A 21,506-nucleotide genomic window follows, 5' to 3' on the forward strand; every position below is an offset into this window, starting at 1 on the left:
CGTCCTAGACGCGCCGGCAGCCCTCCCCGTGCACCGTTCCCGGCGATGAGATGTGGCCGATCGTGCACCGGTAGGTGTGGTCGGAGGCCTCCTTCTTCCAGATGCGGAACTGCCACAGGGGAGCCATGATGCGCGGTTCGCAGCCGATGCCCTCCACGGTGTCGCCGCTGACGTGGAGGCGGTCGCATTCGAAGTCGCTTCCGCGCGCGGCCTGCGCGGTGCCGGGAAGGACGATCAGCGCCGCGGCCGTGGCGGCGAGGGCTGCGGTACCGGTGAGGATCCTGAGCACGTGCGGTCTCCGTTCATTCGAGTCGAACACCCTCCGACGGATGCTCTGTGTCGCAATCAATATACGGAGAGTAGCGACGGGAGTCGGCGCAGGCCCCGTTCAGGCGCTGTGTCCGCGTCGTCCGGATGCTGGGTGCGTGGTCGGGAGGCGTTGCCGGCGCATGTGAGCTGGACCATACGGAGTTCCCGTCAGCAATCGGGGTGCTGTTCCGCTCAAGTCACCGAAAGCGATCGGACCGACAGGAGCATCACATGAAGCACCGCATCGTCGTCCTCGGCGCCGGTTACGCCGGGGCGTACGCGGCCGGCAACCTGGCCCGGCGGCTGTCCCCGGCGGACGCCGAGATCACGGTGGTCAACGCCGTGCCGGACTTCGTCCAGCGGCTGCGGCTGCACCAGTTGGCGGCCGGCCGGGAGATCGCGGCTCCGAGGCTCGCCGACGTCTTCGCGGGGACGGGGATACGGCTGCGCGTGGCCCGCGTCACCGCCGTCGACCCCGAGCGTCGGGTCGTCGCCGTGGCCGACGCCGGCGGGGGCGGCGAGCTCGGCTACGACACTCTTCTGTACGCACTCGGCAGCCGCGGCGCCGTCGGCGGCGTTCCGGGCGCGGCCGAGCACGCCTTCGACGTCGCCGCCAGGCCCTCGGCGCTGCGCCTGCGCGATCGCCTGGACGGCCTGCCTCAAGGCGGACGTGTGGTGATGGTCGGCGACGGGCTGACCGGCATCGAGACCGCCACCGAGATCGCCGAAGCCCGGCCCGGTCTGGCGGTGACGCTCGTCGCCCGCGGCGAGCTGGGCGCCCGGCTGTCCGCCGGTGCCCGCGATCACCTGCGGCGGGCCTGCGACCGGCTGGGCGTCACCGTCCTGGAGCACACCGGCGTGCGAGCCGTCGAAGCGACGCGGGTGCTGTGCGACGACGGCACCGCCCTGGCGTCGGAGGCGACCGTGTGGACGGGTGGGTTCGCGGTCGACCCCATCGCCGCCACCGGCGGGCTGGACGTCGCGGAGAACGGGCGGATCGTCGTCGATCGCGCGATGCGCTCGGTCTCGCATCCGGACGTCCACGCCATCGGGGACAGCGCTCACGCCATCGGGGACAACGGCCGGCCAATGCCGATGTCCTGCGCTTCGGCCGGCTCCACCGGACGGCAGGCCGTCGAGGCGATCGTGGGACGCCTGACCGGGCGGAAGGCCGCCGACGCCAAGCTGGCCTACTCCTTCCACCACATCAGCCTCGGACGGCGGGACGCGATCCTGCAGACGGTCGACGACCAGGGGCGGGCGAAACCGGTGTTCATCGGCGGACGCAAAGCCGCGCGGATCAAGGCCGGCATCGTCACCATGTCGCTGTGGGGCACGTCCCATCCGACCTTCGGCCTGCCCAAGCGCAAGCACCGCGTGACCACAGCACCGGACGCGACCGCCGGGAAGACGGCCGCCCACCCGGAAGGCGGTCACGTTGCCGCCTAGGGTGGTCCGCGTGGACGGCATCGTCCCCGATCGCTTCGACGCCGCGCGGTTCGAGGCCGGCCGGAGCCGGCTGGCCTCGCTGGCCTACCGGCTGCTGGGCTCCGCCACCGACGCCGAGGACGCCGTCCAGGACGCCTTCTTGCAGTGGCAGGCGGCGGACCGGAAGCGGATCCAGGTACCGGAGGCCTGGCTGACCAAGGTCGTCACCAACCTGTGCCTCGACCGGCTCCGCTCGGCACGGGCCCGCCGCGAACGCGCCGCCGGCGCCTGGCTGCCCGAACCCGTCCTGGACGGCGACCCGATGCTCGGCCCGGCCGACACCTTCGAGCAGCGCGAATCGGTCTCCCTGGCCGTGCTGACGCTCATGGAGCGCCTGTCTCCCGTGGAGCGCGCGGTCTACGTCCTGCGCGAAGCCTTCTCCTACAGCCACGCCGAAGTCGCCGAGATCCTCGACCTCACCGAGTCCGCGAGCCAGCAGCACCTCCACCGGGCCCGGCGCCGCATCGCCGCCGCCCGCCGCGGCGGCGATGTCGATCCGGTGTCCGCTCGCAGGGTCGTCGAGGAGTTCCTCGCCGCCGCCTCCTCGGGCCGTACCGAACGGCTGGTGGCGCTGCTCACCGACGACGCGACCGCGATCTCCGACGGCGCCGGCCTGACCGAGTCCCTGCTGCGGTACGACACTCCGCAACGCATCGCCGCCGTCGCGCGAGCCGGATTCACTCCGACGCCCGCGAAACGGCGCTTCGCAGGAGGCACGCCCGCCGTCCACTACGCGTCCGTCAACCGCGCGCCCGCCCTCCTGTTCGTGGTCGGCGATCAGATCATCGGGGCCGTGACGTTCGACCTCGCAGGCGGCAGGATCGCGACCGTGCGCGGTATCGCCGCCCCCGGCCGGCTCCTCCGCCTCACCGAAGCCTGGCGGCGGCACGGATCCGACGCGCTGCTCATCGAGCAGTGGTGACCCGTCCTCGACCGCAGCCACAACCTGCCTGGGAAACAGGCCTCGCTGCACCCATGAGGGCGAGGAGGTGGACGCGCTCGGCGTAGTAGGGCTGGTCGGACATCTGCGGCAGAAGCACGTGCGGCGTCCCGGCCGCGGCGGGCCGGGCCAGGGTGCCAGGACGGCGTCGGCCGCAGGCCACGGACGGTCGGTGAGCAGAGGAGACCGGACGTCCGTGACGGGCTTGAGGCCGAGCCGTGCGCGCTGGGGTTCAGCGGTTCCCGCCACCCCGATGTGTTCGCGCGGCAGCGCTTCGCTGAACCGCGCGCTGCTCGCCGCCGGCCTGGTCGATCCGTTAGGCGGACTGGGGCGGCGAGGCGGGCAGGAAGATGGCGATCGCCTCCTCGGCGAGCGCGGCGGAGTTGGGGGCGTCCGGGTTGGTCCGCGCCAGGTGCACCAGGCCGAGGATGGCGGCGTAGGCGACGCGGGCCCGCAGCTCCGCCCGGTCCGGCGGGAGGCCGAGTTCGCGGTAGGTGCGGGTCAGGAACTCCAGGCGGGCCCGGTTCACCTGGCCCACCGCGTCCCTGACCCGGGGGTCGTTGCGGTCGCCGAGCAGGCTCAGGTGCACCGACGGCGCCAGCGGGTGGACGGCCTGCACGACGATCGTGAGCAGTTCGCGCAACCGCCGCTCCGGGTCGGCGATGCCGGCGAGTTCGGCGAGCCCCTCGTCGCCGTGGGTCCGCGCCCATTCCGAAAGGGCCGCCGAGATCAGCTCGTCGCGGTTCCGGTAGTGGGCGTAGAAGCTGCCCTTGGTCACGCCGAGCGTCCGGGCCAGGGGCTCGACCGCGACCGCGGCGAGGCCGCCGTCCGCCAGCGCTTTCAGCGCGGCCCGCGCCCAGTCCCGGGCCGACAGCCGGGTCGACTCGTTCACCACGTCAGAAGGATACGCCGTCGTATTGTCCCGCCCGGCCGCGCAGGATACGATGGCGTATCCATACGGCACCGTATTAATACGGATGAGTATCAAGGAGCGGTCGGATGGAGTTCACGCGAGTACGCCGGGTGGTCACCGGACATGACGCCGAGGGCAGGTCGCGCGTGGTGGACGACCGGGAGGTCGAGCCCATCACCTCGGAGCTGATGCCCGGCTGCGCGTTCTTCCGGTTGTGGGGCCGGGACGAGCGCCCCGCCTTCCCGGACGACGGCACGCCGCGTCCGGCCGAGGCGTGGTACCCGCCGCGCGACGGCTCGCGCTTCATGATCAATACGGTGCCGCCGGGTGAGCTCGTCCCGGCTCCGGGGGTGGACAAGGCCGCGGCGCTGGACGAGCTGGAGCGGCGGATGCCGGGCGCGATGGCCGCCGGCGAGCCCGGTGCGCCGGGGATGCACACCACCGACAGCCTCGACTACGTCCTGGTCGTCTCGGGCGAGGTCGTCCTGGAACTCGACGACGGCGAGGAGGCGGTGCTGCGGGCGGGCGACGTGGTCGTCCAGAACGGCACCCGGCACGCCTGGCACAACCGGGGCGCCGAGCCCTGCACGATCGTCGGCGTCGCCATCGGGGCGGAACGCGTCCGGCCCGCCTAGAGCCGCCGGCCGGTCCCGGAACGGGATGTCTCCGGGTTCGCGCAACGGGCCTCCGGGCTCGCGCCCTTGCTAAGTGGACTGCGGTCCGCTAGCGTCCCTCGCAGAGTCATTCGGACTGTAGTCCGTTTTTCTGAAGGGATCAGGCCATGAGCCGTTTGCTGCACGTTTCCGCTTCGCCGCGCGGAGAGTCCTCGGAGTCGCTGGCGCTCGCCGCCGCGTTCCTCGACGCCTACCGCGAGACCCACCCGGACGACACGGTCGAGCACCACGACCTCTGGGACGGCACGCTCCCCGAGTTCGGCCCCGCCGGAGCCGGAGCGAAGATGACGGTCTTCGGGGGCGCCGACCCGTCCGGTGCGCAGGAGCGCGCCTGGGCGGCGGCCCGCGCCGTCTTCGAGCGCTTCGACTCCTACGACCGCTACCTGTTCAGCGTCCCGATGTGGAACTCGGGCGTTCCGTACATCCTGAAGCAGTTCATCGACGTGGTCTCGCAGCCCGGCTGGGTGTTCGGCTTCGACGCCGAGCAGGGCTACACCGGCCTGCTGCAGGGCAAGAAGGCGGCCGTCGTCTACACCAGCGCCGTCTACGGCGACGGCCGCGGACCGGCCTTCGGCGCCGACTTCCAGAGCACCTTCTTCGAGGACTGGCTGCGCTGGACGGGGATCACGGACATCACCACCGTCCAGTTCCGCCCCAACCTCGCCACCGCCGACGCCGAGACGGGACGCCGCGAAGCCCACGCCCGGGCCCGGGAAGAGGGCAAGCGTTTCTGAGGCGGCGCCGGTAGCCCGGGGGACGGCGAGCGAGCCTTCCCCCGGGACAGCGACCCACGCGCGCACACCGCGGGCACCGCACGACCCGCGCGCACCGCACGACCCGCGCGCACCGCGCGCGCACCGCACGCGCGCACCGCGGGCACCGCGCGCGCACCGCGGGCACCGCGCACACCGCGCGACCCGCGCGTGAACCGCGCGACCCGCGCGCACCGCACGCGCGCACCGCACGCGCGCACCGCATGACCCGTGCGGAGTGCGCGGGGAGCGGGTCAGGCCGGCTTCGCGGGGGCCTCGGGGCGCAGCCGACGCGCGAGAAGCATGCCCGCCACCGCGAGTAGCCCGGTGAGGACGAAGACCCCCAGCAGGGTGGCCCGCATCGAGGAGTCGTGATCGCGTCCGAAGGCGATCGCGGCTCCGCCCACCCCAGCGATCACGGCCGTGGCGAAGGTCTGGGCGAGCTGGAGCGCGCCGCTCGCCTCGCCCTGCCGCTCCGCGGGAACCTGCTGGAGCGTCTGGGTGGTGGAGGCGTTGAACCCGACGCCCATCCCCAGCCCCCCGATCGACCATCCCAGCAGGGCCGTCCAGGACGGAAGCGCGCTCGACAACGTGGTCACGGCGATCAGCGCGACCCCGAGGGCGAGGACGGCGAAGCCGGTGGCGGTCGCGGCGACGCGTCCGGTGCCGCGGGCGTCCCTGCGGGCTTGCAGCGCCGAACCGGCGACCCACGTGATCGCGCCCGCCGAGAGTCCGAGACCGGACGCGGTGGCGCTCATGCCCCGCAGCTCCTGGAGGCCGAGCGGGAGGAACGCCTCGGTGCCGAAGTAGGCCCCGCACAGCAGGGCGCGAACGGCGACGCCCGCGCCGAGGCCGCGACGGGCGCTCAGCGTGCCCGGGGGAGTGGCCCATCGCAACGCCGGAACCGTGACAAGAAGGCCGACGGCACCGAGAAGAACCAAGGCGGCGACGTCGGTGAGCAGCAGTGCCTCCAACAGGACGCCCGTCCCCACGGTGAGCAGCACGGCGCTGCCCAGCGGACGCTTCCACCACGGCAGCGCAGAACGGACGCTGCTCTCGGTGCCCCCGGACCGTCGCAGCGCGCGCAACGCGGGCAGAGTGAGGACGGCGGCGACGCCCACGATCGGCAGGATGAGCAGGAACACCGACCGCCACGTCGTCCGCTCGGCGAGGAACCCGGTGGTGGCCGGGCCGACCAGCGACGGGACGGTCCAGGCCGACGACAGTAGCGCGTACATCCGGGCGCGCAGGCGCTCGGGGTAGGCCAGCCCGATCACGGTGTAGGCCATGGCCATCACCGCGCCCACGCCGAGCCCCTGGCAGAAGCGGCCGACCAGGAACAGCGGCCAGGTCGGCGCGGCTCCGGCCACAGCGCAGCCGAGCGCCAGCGTCAGCATCCCCCAGCCCATCGGACGCAGCGGACCGTGCTGGTCGCCGGACCTTCCGGCGACGACGGTGCCGATGACGTTGGCCAGCATGAGGGCCGACAGGCCCCAGCCGTAGGCGCCCAGGCCGTCGAGATCCGCGGCGATGCGGGGCAGGACGGTGGCCACTCCGAGGGACTCCAGGGCGACGAGTCCCACCGACAGCAGGATTCCCCACGTCAGCGCGCGATGGGCGGCGCCGAACACGCCGTCGCCGGCGTCCCTGTCCTCGGGTGGCGGTGGTCCGGGCTCGTCCACGCCGGTGCGGCGATCGGGAGACCCGGTGGCCGGGTCGCCGGCAGTGCGGTCCATGGCAGCCTCCAGTTACGTTTCGATCCGGAACGGAACATATCCCTTATACTGCTCGCATGGCCACGCCGACAAGCCGCTCCTCCGCCGATTCCGGCCCCGCTCGTTCCACTCCGCGGGACTCCGCCGCCACCCGGCCCGCTTCCGCCGCCGGGGGGCGTCCTCGCGACGCGCGCATCGACGACGCGGTCCGGCGGGCGGTCGTCGAGATCCTCGGCGAGGTCGGTTACAGCGGCCTGACGATGGAGGCGGCGGCGGCGCGCGCCGGTACGACCAAGCCCGCCATCCGCCGCCGCTGGCGCTCCCGCCAGCACCTCGTCATCGACGCCCTGGCGAGCGCCGTCGGCACCGCGCCCACGCCGGACACCGGCTGCACCCACTGCGACCTCGTCGCCGGGATCGGCACGCTCAGCGCGGCCTTCGGCAGCACCCTCGGCCGCAGGGCGCTGCCCGCGCTCGTCGCCGACCTCGCGGGCGATCCCGATCTCGAACGGCACTTCTTCGAGCTGTTCTTCCATCCGCGCCGGGCGACCACCGCCGCCGCGCTCCGCCGCGGCATCGACCGGGGCGACCTGCGGCCCGGCATCGACGTCGACCTCCTGCTGGACATGCTCGCCTCGACGACCTACTACCGGGTGCTCTTCGGGCACCTGCCCGTCACGCCCGAACTCGCCGAGGACGTCGTGAACGTGATCCTCTCCGGCGTCGCCACCGACCGATGGCGTGACCGCCACCAGGACGGATGAGCCGGAGAGTCTTGGGCGCGCCGCATTCCTGAACATCGCCGTCCGCTGCAACGGTCACATCCCCCTTGCGGGCGCGGAGGCGGGCGGATATGGTTGGTTGCATCAAACCAACTAATACGGGAGCGTGACGGGCGATGGGGGATGCCGCCGACCGCGAAGGCCGCGAAGGCCGCGAAGACCCGGCGCGCCGGGGCGACCGGCCGGACGGCCGCGAGGCCGCCGACCGCGTGGCGGCGGCGCTGGCCACGGTCGGCAACTGGATGTTCGCCCCGGCCACCCGGCGGCGGATCATGGCGGCCTCGGGGCTGGAGATGTCGCTGGGGGACTACACGCTGCTCGCCCAGGTCTCGCTGCACGGGCCGGTGCGGCTCTCGGTGCTCGCCGGGCTGATGGAGGTGGACAAGTCCACGCTCTCACCGCCCGCCAAGCGCCTGGAGTCGCGCGGGTTCATCGAGCGGCGGCCCGACCCGGCGGACGCCAGGGCGCAGCTGGTGAGCGTCACGCGGGACGGCAGGCTCGCCATCCGCGAACTCTGGAAGGCCCGCGCGGAGGCCGTCGCCGCGCTCATGTCCGACTGGGAGCCCTCCGACATCGAGCACCTCGCCGAGGGGCTCGGTGCCTTCGCCGAAGCCATCAAGAAGAACTCCTGACCGACATCTGATCGCGCGCTGACGGTCGTCACCGCGCTCACTTTCCCCGGCGCTCACCGCGCCGTCCCGCGCTGCGCTGCGCCCCCGCCAGGTGCCGCGTCTCGCTGGGTTCGCCGCGCTGCGACTTGCCGCTGCGACTTGCCGCGCTGCGACTTGGTGCGCTGCGTCTTGCCGCGCTTTTCGCGCTGCGTTCCACCCGCTTCCCATGACGCGTGTCCCGGTCATGGGCGGGTTTCCCCTGCCCGTCTGCTCTCGACAGGACGCCGGCTCTCTCCGGCGTCCCCTGATCCACGGAGTGAGAGGTCACATGCGTGCTGTCGTGCTGCCCGAATTCGGTCCACCGGACCGGTTGCGCGTCGCGGAGACGCCCGAACCGCGGCCGGGTCCCGGCGAGGTCACCGTGCGCGTGGCCGCCGCGGGCGTCCAGTTCCTGGAGACGCAGATCCGCTCGGGGGCGATGCGCGGGGCGCTGGGCGGCGCGGCGCTCCCGGTCGTCCTCGGCAAGGAGGTCGCGGGCCGGGTGGCCTCGGTCGGCCCGGACGGCGACGCCGGTCTCGTCGGCACCCGGGTCCTGGCGAGCACCACGGGCACGGGCGGTTACGCCGAGGTCGCCACCGTTCCCGCCGACTCGCTCGTCCCGGTGCCGGACGTCCTCGACCTGCATGACGCGGTCGCGCTCTACCGGTACGGGGCGACGGCTCAAGGGCTGGTGCGGGCGGCCCGCGTCTCCGCCGGGGACCGCGTGCTCGTGCAGGCCGCCGCGGGCGCGGTCGGCACCATCCTCGTGCAGCTCCTCGTACGGGCCGGTGCCACGGTCGTCGGAGCCGCGCGCGGAGAGGACAAGCTCGCGCTGGTCCGGAGCCTGGGCGCGCACCACGCCGTCGACTACTCGCTGCCCGGCTGGACGGACCGCGTGCGCGACGCCGTCGGCGGCTCCGTCGAAGTGGTCTTCGACCATGTCGGCGGCGACCTGAGCCGCGAGTCGTTCGGGCTGCTCGCGCCGGGCTCCGGCCGGCAGGTCGTGTTCGGGTTCTCCGGCGGGACGCCGCTGGACGTCCGGCCCGTGGAACTCGTCGGCCGGGGCCTGACCCTCACCGGCTTCAGCGCCGGACTCATCTGGAGCCGTCCCGCCCACGCCCGCGACCTGGTCACCGAGGTGCTCGACCTGGCCGTCGCCGGGTCCCTCAGACCGGTGGTCGGCCGGCGGTTCCCGCTGGAGAGGGCGGCCGACGCGCACGCCGCCGTCGAGGCGCGCGCCACCGTCGGCAAGACCCTGCTCATCCCCTGAACGTCCGGGAACAGATTCCCGGCACCGCACATCTAGGAGAGAACAGCATGTCATCGAAGGTTTTCGTGGCCGGTGCGTCCGGCCTGCTCGGCGGGCGCATCGTCAGCGCGCTCCTCGACCGGGGCGCGTCCGTCCGGGCCCTGGTGCGGCCCGGCGCGGACGGCGAGAAGAAGGCGGCGATCAGCGCGCTCCAGGCCCGCGGCCTGGAGGTCGTCGAGGGTGACCTGACCGACCCGGTGGGGCGGCTGGCCGACGCGGTCGGCGACGCCACGACGGTGGTCTCGGCCGTCCAGGGCGGCCCCGAGGTGATCGTGGACGGCCAGCTCAACCTCGTGCGCGCCGCCGAGAAGGCCGGTGCCGCGCGTTTCCTCCCGTCCGACTTCGCCGTCGACGTGACCAAGCTGGACGACGGCGACAACTTCATGATCGATTGGCGTCGCCGGGCCGCCGCCGGGTACCGCGACGCCGGCATCGCCGTGGCGTCCGTCCTGAGCGGGGCGTTCTACGAGGTCATGCTCGGTTTCCTGGGCATCGTGGACTGGGAGCGCGGAACCGTGTCGCACTGGGGCGATCCGGACCAGCCGCTCGATCTGACCTCGGTGGCGGACACGGCCGCCTACACCGCCGCCGTCGCGCTCGATCCCAGTGCGACCGGCACGCTCCGCTTCGCCGGTGAGGTCGTCACGTTCCGGCAGTTCCACGAGGCCGTCGAGCGCGGTTCCGGCCGGCGGCTGGAGCTGCGCAACCTCGGCACCGCCGACGAGCTGCGCGCCGAGATCGAGCGCCGGGCCGCGCTCACGGACGACCCGTTCGACTACGTGGCGCTCCAGTACCAGTGGTGCATGGTGAGCGGGAAGGCGAAGTTCGACACCTTGGACAACGACCGGTACCCGGAGGTCACGCCCGTGTCGGTGGCCGACTTCGTCCGCGCGTCGGCCTGACCGGAACGAGTCGGACGCCCCGCCCCGTCCGAGAACCGGACGAGGGCGGGGCGTACTCGACCCCGGGTGTGCTCAGCTCGTGGTGACGTGTGCCGGGTCGGGCGCCTCCGCGGGAACCGGGGACGGTGCGGAGGCGCGGGGCAGGACGAGGCAGACCAGCAGTCCGGCGACCATTCCGGCCGCGGTCAGCAGGACCACGACGAGTTCGCCGTGGGCGGTGGCCGAGCGCAGGGCCTCGCCGGTCCGGCCCTCCGTGCCGATGTCGGCGAGGGCGGTGAACACCGCCAGGCCGATGGCGTTGCCGATGTTGAGGGTCGTGGAGGCGATGCCGTTGGCGACGCCCTGCTCGTGGTGGGCGGTGCCGGTGGCGGCGGCGATCCACATCGCCGTCCAGACGATGCCCTGGCCGACGCCGGAGACGATCAGTCCGGGGAGCAGGAGGCCGTAGCCGGCGTCCGCGTCGAAGCCGAGCGCCAGGACGGCCGTGCCGGCGGCGCCGATCGCGAAACCGATCAGCAGGGTCGTGCGCAGGCCGATCCGGGTGGTCAGCCGCTCGCCGAGCTGCGTGCCGGTCGCGATCGCCAGCGACGGGACCAGGAACGCCATCCCGGTCTGCAGGGCGCTGTAGCCGTGGACGCTCTGCATGAGGACGGTCAGGAAGTAGGGCAGCACGCCGAAGGTCGCCATGTAGATGAACGTGACGCTCATGCCGATGGTCAGGCTGCGGTTGCGGAACAACCGGAACGGCATGAGCGGGTCGGCGCTGCGGCGTTCGATGACGGCGAACGCCGCGAGGAGAACGGCGGCCAGCAGGAACGCGCCGATCACCAGAGGGCTGCTCCAGCCCTCCTCCGGCCCTTCCACCAGGGCGAACACCAGCAGCGTCGCGCCCCCGGTGACGGTCAGGGAGCCGGGCAGGTCGAAGCGCCGCCGCTGCCCCGCGGCCGGGTCGGGCGGGATCACCGCGAGCGCGGCCAGCGCCACGAGCGCGGCCAGCGGAACGTTCACGTAGAACACGGCGGGCCAGCCGAAGTTCTCGGTGAGCACGCCGCCGAGCAATGCGCCGATGGTCAGGCCGCTGGCGCCCGCGCCGCCCCAGACCGCCAGCGCCCGGTTGCGCTGCGGGCCCTCGGCGAACAGCGTGTTGATCAGCGACAGGGTGGACGGCAGCAGCAGCGCGCCGCCGATCCCCTGCACCGCCCGCGCCACGACGATCGTCGCGGGCGACGGCGCGAGCCCGCCGGCCAGCGACGAGACGGCGTAGAGGGCCAAGGCGGACACGAAGACGCGGCGGCGGCCGAGCAGGTCGGCGGCGCGCCCGCCGAACAGCAGGAACCCGCCGGCGAACACCACGTAGGCGCTCACCACGAGCTGCTGGGTCTGGCCGGGGAAGCCCAGGTCCGCGCCGATCTCCGGGAGCGCGACGAAGACGATGTTGAGGTCCAAGGCGTAGATCAGTTGCGCGAGCGCCAGCAGGGCCAGCGTCCAGCCCAGCCGCCGTCCGGCGGGCTGCCTTGCGAGTGCGGACATGCCAGAGGACACCCTTCGGGTCCGGGGAAGTACGACTGTACGAATGATTACGTACGATCGAACGGTTCGGCAAGGCGGCGGCGGACGATTGTTCGACTATCGCGGTACAGTCGGATCATGAGGTACCGTCACCCGGACCGCGACCAGATCCGCGTCGACGGCGTGCTGTCGGCGCTGGGCCACCCGGTGCGGCTGGCCGCCGTCCGCGTCCTGGACGCCGGCGGGGAGCACAACTGCGGCAGCGTCCTCGCCGAACTGGGGATCACGGCCAAGTCGTCGATGACCCACCACTGGCGCGTGCTGCGCGAGAGCGGCGTCATCCTCCAGGAACCGTCCGGCCGGGAGAACCTGCTCACCCTGCGCCGCGACGACCTGGACGCCCGCTACCCGGGCCTGCTGGACGCCGTCCTCGCGGGCGCCCGCACCGACGAGGCCGATTCCTGACCCCGCCGCGTCCCCGGATCACGACCGGGAGCGGAGGTCCGCCCAGGCGGTGAGGCCGTCCTCGGTGAGGAAGTGGTCGAGCGCGGTCACCGCCGCGCCGTGCAGCGCCCCGTCGCCGCCGAGGGCGGCGGCGAGGACGGGAGGCGGGTCCGCGCGTCGGAAGCGCATCAGGCCGTCGGCGAAAGCGGCGGCGAATTCCGGTTCGGCGGCGGCTCGCAGCGGTTCCGCGAGGCCGCCGAGGGTGACGACGGCGGGATCCATCGCGTTGACGAGCCCGGCGAGGCCGCGGGCCAGCGCCGTCGCCGCACGGCCGACGGCGGCCTGGACGGACGCGTCCGCCGAGGCGCGCGCGAGGGCGCGCTCCGCGTACGTGCGGGGATCGCGGGGCGGAGGTTCGCCGAGGTGCCGGGCGATGGCGCGGCCGTCGACCATGAGGTCCCAGCAGCCCTGCGCACCGCACGGGCAGCGCAGGGCCGGGTCGCCGAACGGGAGGTGACCGAACTCCCCGCCGGCGCCGGTCGCTCCCTCCGCCGGACCGCCGTCGACGACCAGGGCGCCCCCCACGCCCACCTCCACCGTGACGTGCAGGACGGTCCCGGCACCGGCGGCGACGCCCCGCCGGGCCTCGGCGAGACCGGCGAAGGTCGCGTCGTTGCCGAGCAGCAGCGGCACGCGCGGATCCACCGCCAGGGGCGTCAGGTCCACGGCGTCCCAGCCGAGCGCGGAGGACTGGACGACCTTCCCGCCCTGCACGGTCGCGGCGATCGCCACCGACACCGCCCGGACGCGGTCGCCGTACCGCCGGTGGAGACGCCGCACCGCCCCCGCGACCGCCTCGATCACGTGCTCCGGTTCGCGGCTCCCGTGCGCCCCGGCCTCCGCGACGGCGGGCTCTCCGTCGAGCGCGGCGACCGCGCACCGCCAGTCCTCCTGCCGGACGTCCACCGCGATCACGACCGGGCCGTCCGGATGCGGGGCGAGCACGGTCGTCGGACGGCCCCGTCCGGCCGTCGCGGCCGGCGTCTCGGCGAGCAGGGCGAGGTCGCGCAGCCGGGCGGTGATCTCGGTGGCCGAGCCGGTGCCGAGGCCGAGGCGGCGCGCGACGGCCGCCCTGGTCACCCCCGGCTCCCGGCGCATCTCGTCGAGGACGGCGAGCGCCCCGCGCCAGCGGGCGTCCCTCGCACGCGCGGATCGCGACCGGTTCCGGGGGCTTGCCATGCGCACCTTCCCCTCGTTTATGCTCGTTCTACGAGTTTATTCGCCGGGGCGCCCCGCGGCGCCAAGGGGGGAGGACGGCATGACCGGCGAGGTGACACCGTTCGCACTCGACGTCCCGGAGTCCGCGCTGGCCGATCTCCGCGACCGGCTGAGGCGCACCCGCTGGCCCGAGGACGCCACGGTCGGCGACTGGTCGCAGGGCGTCCCGCCGGGCTACCTGCGCGAGCTGTGCCGGTACTGGGCCGAGGAGTACGACTGGCGCGCCACCGAGCGGCGCCTGAACGCCCTGCCGCAGTTCCGGACGTCGATCGACGGCCTCGGGATCCACTTCCTGCACGTCCGGTCGCCGCACGACGACGCGCTGCCGCTCGTCCTGACGCACGGCTGGCCGGGCTCCGTCGTGGAGTTCCTCAAGGTGATCGGCCCGCTCACCGACCCGACCGCTCACGGCGGCGACGCGCGCGACGCGTTCCACGTCGTCTGCCCGTCGCTGCCCGGCTACGGATGGAGCGACAAGCCCGCCCGGCCCGGCTGGGGCGTCGAGCGGATCGCCGAGGCGTGGATCCGGCTGATGGCGCGCCTCGGCTACCGGCGGTACGGCGCGCAGGGCTCGGACTGGGGCACCACCATCACCGCGCTGATCGGCCAGAAGGCCCCGGACCGCGTGGCCGGCATCCACCTCGTGCCGCCCCTCGCGGCACCGGACCCGGCGACGTTCGGCGACCTCACCGGCGCCGAGCGCGCCGCGCTGTCCGCGCTGGAACGGGCGCGGGAGTGGGAGGACGGGTACTCACTGGAACAGTCCACCCGCCCGCAGACCATCGGGTACGGGCTCGTCGACTCCCCGGCGCTGCTGTGCGCCTGGATCATCGAGAAGTTCCACTCCTGGACCGACTGCGACGGCCACCCGGAGAACGCGCTCACCCGCGACGAACTCCTGGACAACCTCATGTTCTACTGGCTGCCCGGGACCGGCGCGTCCGCCGCCCGGCTCTACTGGGAGAGCTTCAAGCAGGTGCAGCGGCTCTTCACCGCCGGGACGTCCGGCCGGGCGGACCTGGTGACCGTCCCGACCGGATGCTCGGTCTTCCCCAAGGAGAACCCCCGCCCCTCCCGGCGGTGGGCCGAGAGGCGCTTCACCGACATCCGCCACTGGAACGAGCCCGGCAAGGGCGGCCACTTCGCCGCGTTCGAGCAGCCCGACCTCTTCGTCGACGAGCTCCGCACGTTCTTCCGGCTCGTCCGCTGACCCGTCCGGTGACCGGCTCCGCCGCTGTCAGGGCGCCGGTGCTTTCAGCGCCGTCTTTTTCGCGAGGCGGGGGAGCAGGCGCAGCGCGTTGTCGCGGGCGATGGCCTGGTGCGCGCGGCCGTCCAGCCCGGGGTCGCGGTCGAGGTCGGCGGTGTTGAGGGCCACCTCGCGGGCGGAGTTGGCCGGCCAGTCGGTGCCGAACAGCACGCGCTCGGCACCGACCGCGCCGAGCAGCGTCGGGGTGGCGTACGGCGACATCGGCAGCGCCGTGTCGTAGTAGAAGCGCCGCAGCGCCCGCCGGACCTTCGCCGGCGCGGGACCGTCGTCCTCCCGGCCCCACCGCTCGGCGCGTCCGGCCATGTACGGCAGGAACCCGCCGGCATGGGACAGGATGACCGACAGCCGGCGGTAACGGTCCAGCGCCCCGGTCGCGATCAGGCTCAGCGCGGTGCGGGTGGTGTCGAGCAGGAAGTCGCCGAGCCAGTCGCCCACCCCGGGCACCTCCACGATCCCCTTGGGCGAGGACGGATGGGTGAACACGACGGCGCCGCGCCGGTCGAGCTCGGCCAGCAGCGGGTCGAACGCGCGGTCGCCGAGGTAGCGTCCGGCGGCCGAGGTGTTGAGCAGCACGCCGTCCGCGCCCAGCTCGTCCAGCGCGTACGCGATCTGCTCGAGCGCCAGGTCCGGATGGAGCATCGCCACGTTGGCGAAGAACCCGAACCGGGTCGGATGGTCGCGCACCAGCTCGGCCAGCGACTCGTTGCACTCGCGCACGCCCGACCCGGCGACCTCGCGGTCCGCGAACACCTCGGCCGGCACGGGCGCGGACGCCACCCCGATCGCGATGTCGTTGGCGTCCATGGTCGCCAGGGTGCCCTCCAGCGTCCACCGGGCCCAGGACGGCCCGCCGGTCGGCGGGAGGATGCCCTGATCGATCGCCCACTGCCGCATCCGGGGCGGCAGCGCGTGGTGGTGAGTGTCGACCCGTCCGCGGGAGGGCCGGCGGGTGCTCGCGAAGGCACCGGACGCCGCCAGCGGCACGGGCGCGGCGGCGGCCACCGCCGCGACGCCGGTCATCTTGAGGGTGTTCCGGCGGGACAGCTCGGGCATGGACGTCTCCTCGTCGGTCGAGAGATGTGCACCGGACTCCTGGCCCGGCCCCCGGCAGCGCCGCACGTTCCGGCGGCTCCTGCGTCAGGGCGGCACTGCCACCCACCACTCCCCGCACACTGCGCCCCCCTGCGAGCGGCGGATTCGGCCGGGCCATGTCCTGCACGGTCCCTCACCCGCAACCCGAGACGCATCGGGTAACACCCCTGACCCGCCCCGGAAAAACACCCCCTAAGGGTGCAAGCGCACCAAGAGCCGCCCCTGCCGTCGGAGGGAGATCGTCCACCTGGACCGCCGTAGGCCCGCCATGGCCCACTCGACCGCGTTCACGTGAGGACGCCGAGCCGCCGGGCTTGGGTCACGGCTTGGAGCCGGTCGTTGCAGCCGAGCTTGCGGTAGAGGTGTTCGAGGTGCTTGTTGACCGTGCGCACGCTGATCCTGCACGCCGTGGCGATCTGCCGGGCGGTGAGGCCTTGCCGGAGCAGGGTGAGGACCTGGAGTTCCCGGGCGGTCAGCCCGACCTCCTCGCGGGCGAGTTCCTGGTCCACTCCCGGGACGCCGGTGTAGAGCTTGTCGAGCACGGAGAGCACGGGCAGCAGGGCGCTTGCGAGGGCCACATCGGCTGCGGAGAAATCGGTGCCGGCCCGATTGAGGAACCAGCCGGCGCCGCAGGCCGCCGTCCGGGGGACGAGGGCCATCGACAGTTGGTAGGGGAGGCCCAGCGGCCGGTAGTGCTCGGCGTACGCCCTGCTGGACCGCCATTCCCGATCCGACACCACGTCGCTCGTCCGGCAGGGCCTCCATGAGGCCGGGTTCCGCCGGTAGTGGCGGACCGTGGGGCAGTCGGCCATGTTGCGGAGGAAGGTCTGCCGTTCCCACCGCCCCACGGGCGGGTCCCCCCAGATCTCCGCCGACCGGGTCGTCAGGTCGATGGCCGTCCAGGAGACGCGGTCGCAGCCGATCACCTCGCCCAGGCTCGCACCGGCCGCGGTCAGGTAGGTCGCCCGATCCGGCAGATCACTGAGCAGGTGGCTCAGTTCCATCGCGGGGAGTCGCCGCATCCAGGCCCTCCAGGGACGGGGTCGGGTCCGCAGGAAGCATCAATCGCCATGTTCCTCGTACGCGGGCGGCTTGTCCCCTCCAACCGCTGTCCACCACGGGACACTCGGTGCTTCGAGGCCAGGCGGCTCTGGCCCTTCCTCGCACGGTTCCAGATGCGGCTCGCAGCGGTTGGGTCACTGAGCTGGGAAGAGGTCAGGTGGGGTTACGGCTACGGTCGCGCCTTGGTCCATTGAGCGCTGGGTGGCTTCCAGGACGGCGTTGACTTTCGCGGCGAAGGTGGCGTCGCAGGGGTCGGGGCGGGAGCCGGAGGCGCTCTGGGCCAGCCTGCCGATCGCTCGGGTCAGGGCGTTCACGGCGAGGATCTCGCCGACCGGGACGGTCAGGACGCCGTCGTCCCCGACGAAGCCGAGCCGGGCGCCGTTGGCCGCGGGGGGCGCGTCCAGGCTCAGGGTCATGGTGGAGACGGCGCCGCTTTCGTGGCGCAGGAGCGCGTGCGAGGTGCTGTGGGGGCCGCTCATGGCCGTGACCTCGGTGACCTCGCCCAGGACGGGGAGGAACACCGACAGGATGTGCGGTCCCAGGTCCCACAGGGCTCCGCGGGTGCGGCGCCATTCCGAGGACGCGTAGGGGCTGCCGGGCTCGAAGATCGAGGCGAGGACGTCGGCACGTCCGCCGTCCCATCCGCCCTTCGCCGCGGCGTCCTCGAGGATGCGCTCGACCGCGGGGACGAAGCGGTAGGTGAAGAAGACCACCGAGGCGACGCCGGCCGCGGACGCCTCGCGGGCCACCGCCGCCGCGTCGGCGGCGGACAGGCCGACCGGCTTCTCCAGCAGAAGGTGCCTGCCCGCGGCGGCGGCGCGCAGCGCCAGCGGTTGCTGGACCTCGGGCGGCAGGGAGATCGCCACGGCGTCGACGTCGGCGAGCAGTTCGTCGACGTCCCGGTAGGCGCGGACGCCGTGCTCGCGGGCGAGGGCTTCGGCCCGGTCCGGGTTGCGGCCCCAGACTCCGGCGAGGACCGCGTCCGGCGCCGCCGCGAGGGCGGGCGCGTGCGTCTCGGTCGCCCAGTGGCCCGAGCCGAGGAGTCCGAATCTCAATGCCATGCGTGGAGTCTAGGGAGCGGGTCGCGTTCGCGCGCGTCCTCACCGCGTGTCGCCGGATGCGCGGCGGGTGGATCGCGCGGAGCGTCGCTCAGGGGGTGGGGTGGCGGTCGAAGCGGGCCCAGGCGGCGTCCCACAGGCGGGAGCGCAGGCGGTCGCAGCGGCGGCGGGTCACGAGGTGGACCAGCGCGAGGGGCGCGGCGACGACCAGGGTGGACGCGGCGACGGCGACGACGGTGTCGGTGATCGTCCTGGCGTGGCGGCGCGGCGGGGTGTCGGTCAGGCGGGAGGGGGTCGCCCAGAGGGACACGTGGTCGCCGACGACGGTCGCGCGGGAGGTGGTGTAGGAGCCGGTCAGGCGGTGGCCGTCGGCGGCGGTGCCGAGGACGTCCACCCGGTAGCCGCGCTTGCGCTCGGTCACGCGGGTCACGTCGGCCGACACCGGACGCCATGCCGTGGCCTCGACGCGTTCGGTCCGCACCCCCTTGGCGTAGTAGGCCTCGCCGACGCGCAGGCCCATGACCGGGGCGAAGACCAGGAACAGCAGGACCAGGACGAGTCCGGTCAGCCATTGGAAGCGGTCCACGTCGCGGCGCAGGGGGTTGGAGTCGAAACCGAAGCGGTGGCGGAGGACGGCCGCACGGGACGGCCCGGGTCGGTGGGTGCGGCTCATCGTCGGCTCCTCGGTAGTCGTGGTCCACACGCTAGGAACGGGACCGGGCGCCGACCCAGGGGCGAGCGACCCGGCGGGCGCGGACGTTGGCCTCGCCGTTCGGCGCGGAACCGGGGACCAACGTCCCGAAGATCAACGGTCTTAAGCGCCTGACCCCGCGGCGGCCCGCGGGGGTGAATGGAGGCGACGACGACGAAGTGAGGAAGTGAGAACGCGATGACGGTCTCCGAACAGGGGCGCGCCCAGCACGCCCACCGCGTCCACCTGCCCGATCTCCACGCCCTGACGCCCGGGAGGGTCGTCGAGTCGACCTCGGCCCGGTACGTGTGGGCCCTCGCGCGGCTCTCGCTGGGCTGGGTGTTCCTGTGGGCGTTCCTTGACAAGACCTTCGGTCTCGGCCACGAGACCAAGCACGCGCAAGCGTGGATCCACGGCGGCAGCCCCACCAAGGCGTTCCTGAAGTTCGGCGCCAAGGGGCCGTTCAAGGGCTTCTACCACGACATCGCGGGCGCGGCCTGGGCCGACTGGCTGTTCATGATCGGCCTCGCGGCGATCGGTGTCGCACTGATCCTGGGCGTGTGCATCCGTATCGCGGCGGTCGCCGGCGCGGTGCTGCTGGTGATGATGTGGTCGGTCGTGCTGCCCCCGGCCAACAACCCGTTCATGGACGACCACCTGATCTACGCCATCCTGCTGATCGGTCTGGCCTTCGTGTCGGCGGGCGACGCGGTCGGACTGGGCCGCTGGTGGGGGAGCACGCCTCTGGTCCGGAAACTGCCCGTGCTCAAGTGATCCGTCTGAGGACGGCGCGGTCAACCCCTGCGGCGGGGCGTTCCGGACGGGACGCCCCGCCGTTCACGGTGTTTACTGAGCGCGTGAGCGACGAGGACCCGGCCCGTCCCCTGGGCGCGCGGATGAACCTGCCGCAGCTGCGGCTGGACGACCTGCTGAACGAGCTGCAGGCGCGGCTGGCCGCGGCCCGCGCCACCCGCGACCGCGTGCACGCGCTGCTGGAGGCGGTGGTCTCCATCGGCAGCGACCTGGACCTGGAGACCGTCCTGCGGCGGCTGGTGGAGGCGGCGACCACGCTGGCGGACGCCCGCTACGGCGCGCTGGGGGTGATCTCCGAGGACCGGGAGCGGCTGGTCCAGTTCATCACCGTCGGCGTCGGCGAGGAGGAGATCGCCGCGATCGGGCACTGGCCGGAGGGCCACGGCATCCTCGGGCTGCTCATCAAGCAGCCGCGCCCGCTGCGGCTGGCCGACCTCGGCGCGCATCCCGAGTCCTACGGCTTCCCGGCGAACCATCCGCCGATGCGCGCGTTCCTGGGCGTCCCGATCCGGGTGCGGGACGAGGTGTTCGGCAACCTGTACCTGACCGAGAAGCGCGACGGCCGCGAGTTCGAGGAGGAGGACGAGGTCGTGGTGTCGGCGCTGGCCACGGCGGCGGGCGTGGCGATCGAGAACGCGCGGCTGTACGACCTGGCGCGGCGGCGCGAGGGCTGGCTCGGGGCGTCCGCGGAGATCTCCACCGCGCTGCTGTCGGGCGGCGAGATCGGCCCGGTGACCGAGCTGGTCGCGCGGCGGGTGCGCGAGGTCGCCGACGGGAAGCTCGCCGCGGTGGTGCTGGCCGACGCGGGCGGCGAGGAGTTCGCGGTCGTGTCGGCCGACGGCGCGGACGCGGGGAAGCTGACCGGGTCGCGGTTCGCCCCGGCCGGCGTCCCGCGCGAGGTGTTCCGGGACGGTCGCGCCACCCGCCTGGAGGACGGCCGCACCGCGTTCGCCGGGATCGACGCGTTCAGCGACGTCGCGGTCGGCCCGCTGCTGATCGTGCCGCTCGGCACCGGCAGCGCGGCCCGGGGCGTCATCGCGGTGGCGCGCGAGCCGCAGGGCCCGGCGTTCGACGACGGGACGCAGCGGTTGCTGGAGGCGTTCGCCGGGCAGGCCGCGGTGGCGCTGGAACTGGCCGACCGGCGCCGCGACGACGAGCGGATCGCGCTGCTGGAGGACCGCGACCGCATCGCCCGCGACCTGCACGACACGGTCATCCAGCGGCTGTTCGCGACGGCCATGACGCTGATGGCCGCGATCAAGATGACCCAGAAGCGGGAGGTCGCGGTGCGGGTGCAGCGGGCGGTGGACGACCTGGACGCCACCGTCCGGCAGATCCGCTCCACCATCTTCGCGCTGCAGAGCACGCCCGGCGAGAGCAGCCTGCGCAGCCGGATCCACGCGCTGGTGGACGGCGTCACCGAGCAGCTCGGCTTCGCGCCGTCGGTGCGGCTGGACGGCCTGCTCGACACGGTCGTCCCCGACGACGTCGCCGACCACCTGGTCGCGGTCGTGCGCGAGGCGCTCTCCAACGTCGCCCGGCACGCCCGGGCGAGCCGCGCCGAGATGTCGGTCGACGTCGGCGACGACGACCTGGTGCTGAGGGTGGCCGACGACGGCGTCGGCATGCACCCCGGCGAGCACCGGGGCGGACTGAACAACATGCTCCGCCGCGCCGAGGAACTGGGCGGCGAGCTGCAGATCGACGACGGCCCCGACGGCGGGACCGTCCTGACCTGGCGCGTTCCGCTACCACCGGCCTGACCGTCCGCGTCGTCCGCGCCGTCCGCGTCGTCCGCGCCGGGCGGGGCGCTGAGCCCGCGCCGTGCGCGAGTCGACGCGTGTGCGAGGCCATGCCG

Annotated in this window: 21 protein-coding genes; 12 read left to right on the forward strand and 9 right to left on the reverse strand. The window is 73.5% G+C overall.

All coding sequences use genetic code 11. The annotated features are described in order from the left end of the window. Nucleotides 1–4: 4 nt before the first annotated feature. Complete coding sequence (locus tag ACFPCY_RS06920; RefSeq protein ID WP_378252785.1) at nucleotides 5–289, reverse strand: hypothetical protein; 285 nt, start codon at nucleotides 287–289, stop codon at nucleotides 5–7. Between the two features lie 251 nt (nucleotides 290–540). On the opposite strand from ACFPCY_RS06920, the gene ACFPCY_RS06925 reads away from it, so the two are divergent. Both ACFPCY_RS06925 and ACFPCY_RS06930 read left to right on the forward strand, forming a co-directional pair. Continuing rightward, nucleotides 541–1,758, forward strand: coding sequence for an NAD(P)/FAD-dependent oxidoreductase (locus ACFPCY_RS06925; RefSeq protein WP_378252786.1), 1,218 nt, complete (start codon nucleotides 541–543; stop codon nucleotides 1,756–1,758). A gap of 10 nt (nucleotides 1,759–1,768) precedes the next feature. Next, the gene (locus ACFPCY_RS06930) at nucleotides 1,769–2,719 is read left to right on the forward strand and encodes a sigma-70 family RNA polymerase sigma factor (protein WP_378252787.1); all 951 of its coding nucleotides are present in this window, start codon (nucleotides 1,769–1,771) and stop codon (nucleotides 2,717–2,719) included. Nucleotides 2,720–3,053: 334 nt separating this feature from the next. Here ACFPCY_RS06930 and ACFPCY_RS06935 read toward each other — a convergent pair whose 3' ends face one another. Continuing rightward, nucleotides 3,054–3,632: a TetR/AcrR family transcriptional regulator gene (locus tag ACFPCY_RS06935; protein WP_378252788.1), complete on the reverse strand. Its 579-nt coding sequence runs from the start codon at nucleotides 3,630–3,632 to the stop codon at nucleotides 3,054–3,056. A gap of 104 nt (nucleotides 3,633–3,736) precedes the next feature. Here ACFPCY_RS06935 and ACFPCY_RS06940 point away from each other — a divergent pair, with 104 nt between their 5' ends. Both ACFPCY_RS06940 and ACFPCY_RS06945 read left to right on the forward strand, forming a co-directional pair. Next, nucleotides 3,737–4,285 (forward strand): cupin domain-containing protein, encoded by a 549-nt coding sequence (locus ACFPCY_RS06940; RefSeq protein WP_378252789.1) that lies wholly within the window; start codon nucleotides 3,737–3,739, stop codon nucleotides 4,283–4,285. A gap of 146 nt (nucleotides 4,286–4,431) precedes the next feature. After that, nucleotides 4,432–5,058, forward strand: coding sequence for an FMN-dependent NADH-azoreductase (locus ACFPCY_RS06945; protein WP_378252790.1), 627 nt, complete (start codon nucleotides 4,432–4,434; stop codon nucleotides 5,056–5,058). 272 nt (nucleotides 5,059–5,330) lie between these two features. Here the strand turns inward: ACFPCY_RS06945 and ACFPCY_RS06950 are convergent, their stop codons facing one another. Next, on the reverse strand, nucleotides 5,331–6,812 hold the full coding sequence (locus tag ACFPCY_RS06950) for an MFS transporter (RefSeq protein WP_378252791.1): 1,482 nt from the start codon (nucleotides 6,810–6,812) through the stop codon (nucleotides 5,331–5,333). Nucleotides 6,813–6,868: 56 nt separating this feature from the next. Here ACFPCY_RS06950 and ACFPCY_RS06955 point away from each other — a divergent pair, with 56 nt between their 5' ends. From ACFPCY_RS06955 to ACFPCY_RS06970, 4 genes are all read left to right on the forward strand, one after another. Continuing rightward, nucleotides 6,869–7,555, forward strand: coding sequence for a TetR/AcrR family transcriptional regulator (locus ACFPCY_RS06955; protein ID WP_378252792.1), 687 nt, complete (start codon nucleotides 6,869–6,871; stop codon nucleotides 7,553–7,555). Nucleotides 7,556–7,689: 134 nt separating this feature from the next. Continuing rightward, complete coding sequence (locus tag ACFPCY_RS06960; RefSeq protein ID WP_378252793.1) at nucleotides 7,690–8,205, forward strand: MarR family winged helix-turn-helix transcriptional regulator; 516 nt, start codon at nucleotides 7,690–7,692, stop codon at nucleotides 8,203–8,205. A 307-nt stretch (nucleotides 8,206–8,512) separates the two neighbouring features. After that, nucleotides 8,513–9,493 carry a zinc-binding dehydrogenase gene (locus ACFPCY_RS06965; RefSeq protein WP_378252794.1) on the forward strand — a complete coding sequence of 327 codons (981 nt, stop codon included), beginning with the start codon at nucleotides 8,513–8,515 and terminating at the stop codon, nucleotides 9,491–9,493. A 47-nt stretch (nucleotides 9,494–9,540) separates the two neighbouring features. After that, nucleotides 9,541–10,434, forward strand: a complete 894-nt coding sequence (locus ACFPCY_RS06970) for an NmrA family NAD(P)-binding protein (RefSeq protein WP_378252795.1) — start codon at nucleotides 9,541–9,543, stop codon at nucleotides 10,432–10,434. Nucleotides 10,435–10,506: 72 nt separating this feature from the next. On the opposite strand, the gene ACFPCY_RS06975 is transcribed toward ACFPCY_RS06970, so the two are convergent. Further along, a complete protein-coding gene (locus tag ACFPCY_RS06975; RefSeq protein WP_378252796.1) occupies nucleotides 10,507–11,964 on the reverse strand; it encodes an MFS transporter in 1,458 nt (485 codons plus the stop codon). Nucleotides 11,965–12,081: 117 nt separating this feature from the next. Between ACFPCY_RS06975 and ACFPCY_RS06980 the strand changes: the two genes are divergently transcribed. Next, complete coding sequence (locus ACFPCY_RS06980; RefSeq protein WP_378252797.1) at nucleotides 12,082–12,408, forward strand: ArsR/SmtB family transcription factor; 327 nt, start codon at nucleotides 12,082–12,084, stop codon at nucleotides 12,406–12,408. 18 nt (nucleotides 12,409–12,426) lie between these two features. On the opposite strand, the gene ACFPCY_RS06985 is transcribed toward ACFPCY_RS06980, so the two are convergent. After that, on the reverse strand, nucleotides 12,427–13,626 hold the full coding sequence (locus tag ACFPCY_RS06985; RefSeq protein WP_378252798.1) for an ROK family transcriptional regulator: 1,200 nt from the start codon (nucleotides 13,624–13,626) through the stop codon (nucleotides 12,427–12,429). A gap of 79 nt (nucleotides 13,627–13,705) precedes the next feature. Here ACFPCY_RS06985 and ACFPCY_RS06990 point away from each other — a divergent pair, with 79 nt between their 5' ends. Then, nucleotides 13,706–14,875 (forward strand): epoxide hydrolase family protein, encoded by a 1,170-nt coding sequence (locus ACFPCY_RS06990; RefSeq protein ID WP_378252799.1) that lies wholly within the window; start codon nucleotides 13,706–13,708, stop codon nucleotides 14,873–14,875. A 27-nt stretch (nucleotides 14,876–14,902) separates the two neighbouring features. Here the strand turns inward: ACFPCY_RS06990 and ACFPCY_RS06995 are convergent, their stop codons facing one another. The 4 genes from ACFPCY_RS06995 to ACFPCY_RS07010 form a co-directional block, all read right to left on the reverse strand. Continuing rightward, nucleotides 14,903–15,985, reverse strand: a complete 1,083-nt coding sequence (locus ACFPCY_RS06995; protein WP_378252800.1) for an amidohydrolase family protein — start codon at nucleotides 15,983–15,985, stop codon at nucleotides 14,903–14,905. Between the two features lie 326 nt (nucleotides 15,986–16,311). Beyond that, nucleotides 16,312–17,046 (reverse strand): response regulator transcription factor, encoded by a 735-nt coding sequence (locus ACFPCY_RS07000; protein WP_378252801.1) that lies wholly within the window; start codon nucleotides 17,044–17,046, stop codon nucleotides 16,312–16,314. Between the two features lie 174 nt (nucleotides 17,047–17,220). Then, on the reverse strand, nucleotides 17,221–18,147 hold the full coding sequence (locus tag ACFPCY_RS07005) for a Gfo/Idh/MocA family protein (protein WP_378252802.1): 927 nt from the start codon (nucleotides 18,145–18,147) through the stop codon (nucleotides 17,221–17,223). A gap of 88 nt (nucleotides 18,148–18,235) precedes the next feature. Continuing rightward, entirely contained in the window at nucleotides 18,236–18,817 is a 582-nt protein-coding gene (locus ACFPCY_RS07010; protein ID WP_378252803.1) for an Rv1733c family protein, read from the reverse strand. Nucleotides 18,818–19,033: 216 nt separating this feature from the next. On the opposite strand from ACFPCY_RS07010, the gene ACFPCY_RS07015 reads away from it, so the two are divergent. Both ACFPCY_RS07015 and ACFPCY_RS07020 read left to right on the forward strand, forming a co-directional pair. Then, nucleotides 19,034–19,609, forward strand: a complete 576-nt coding sequence (locus tag ACFPCY_RS07015) for a DoxX family membrane protein (protein ID WP_378252804.1) — start codon at nucleotides 19,034–19,036, stop codon at nucleotides 19,607–19,609. 83 nt (nucleotides 19,610–19,692) lie between these two features. Continuing rightward, complete coding sequence (locus ACFPCY_RS07020) at nucleotides 19,693–21,411, forward strand: sensor histidine kinase (protein ID WP_378252805.1); 1,719 nt, start codon at nucleotides 19,693–19,695, stop codon at nucleotides 21,409–21,411. Nucleotides 21,412–21,506 lie beyond the last annotated feature (95 nt).

The organism is Actinomadura gamaensis, from assembly GCF_042652125.1.
GTDB classification, from domain to species: Bacteria; Actinomycetota; Actinomycetes; order Streptosporangiales; family Streptosporangiaceae; genus Spirillospora; species Spirillospora gamaensis.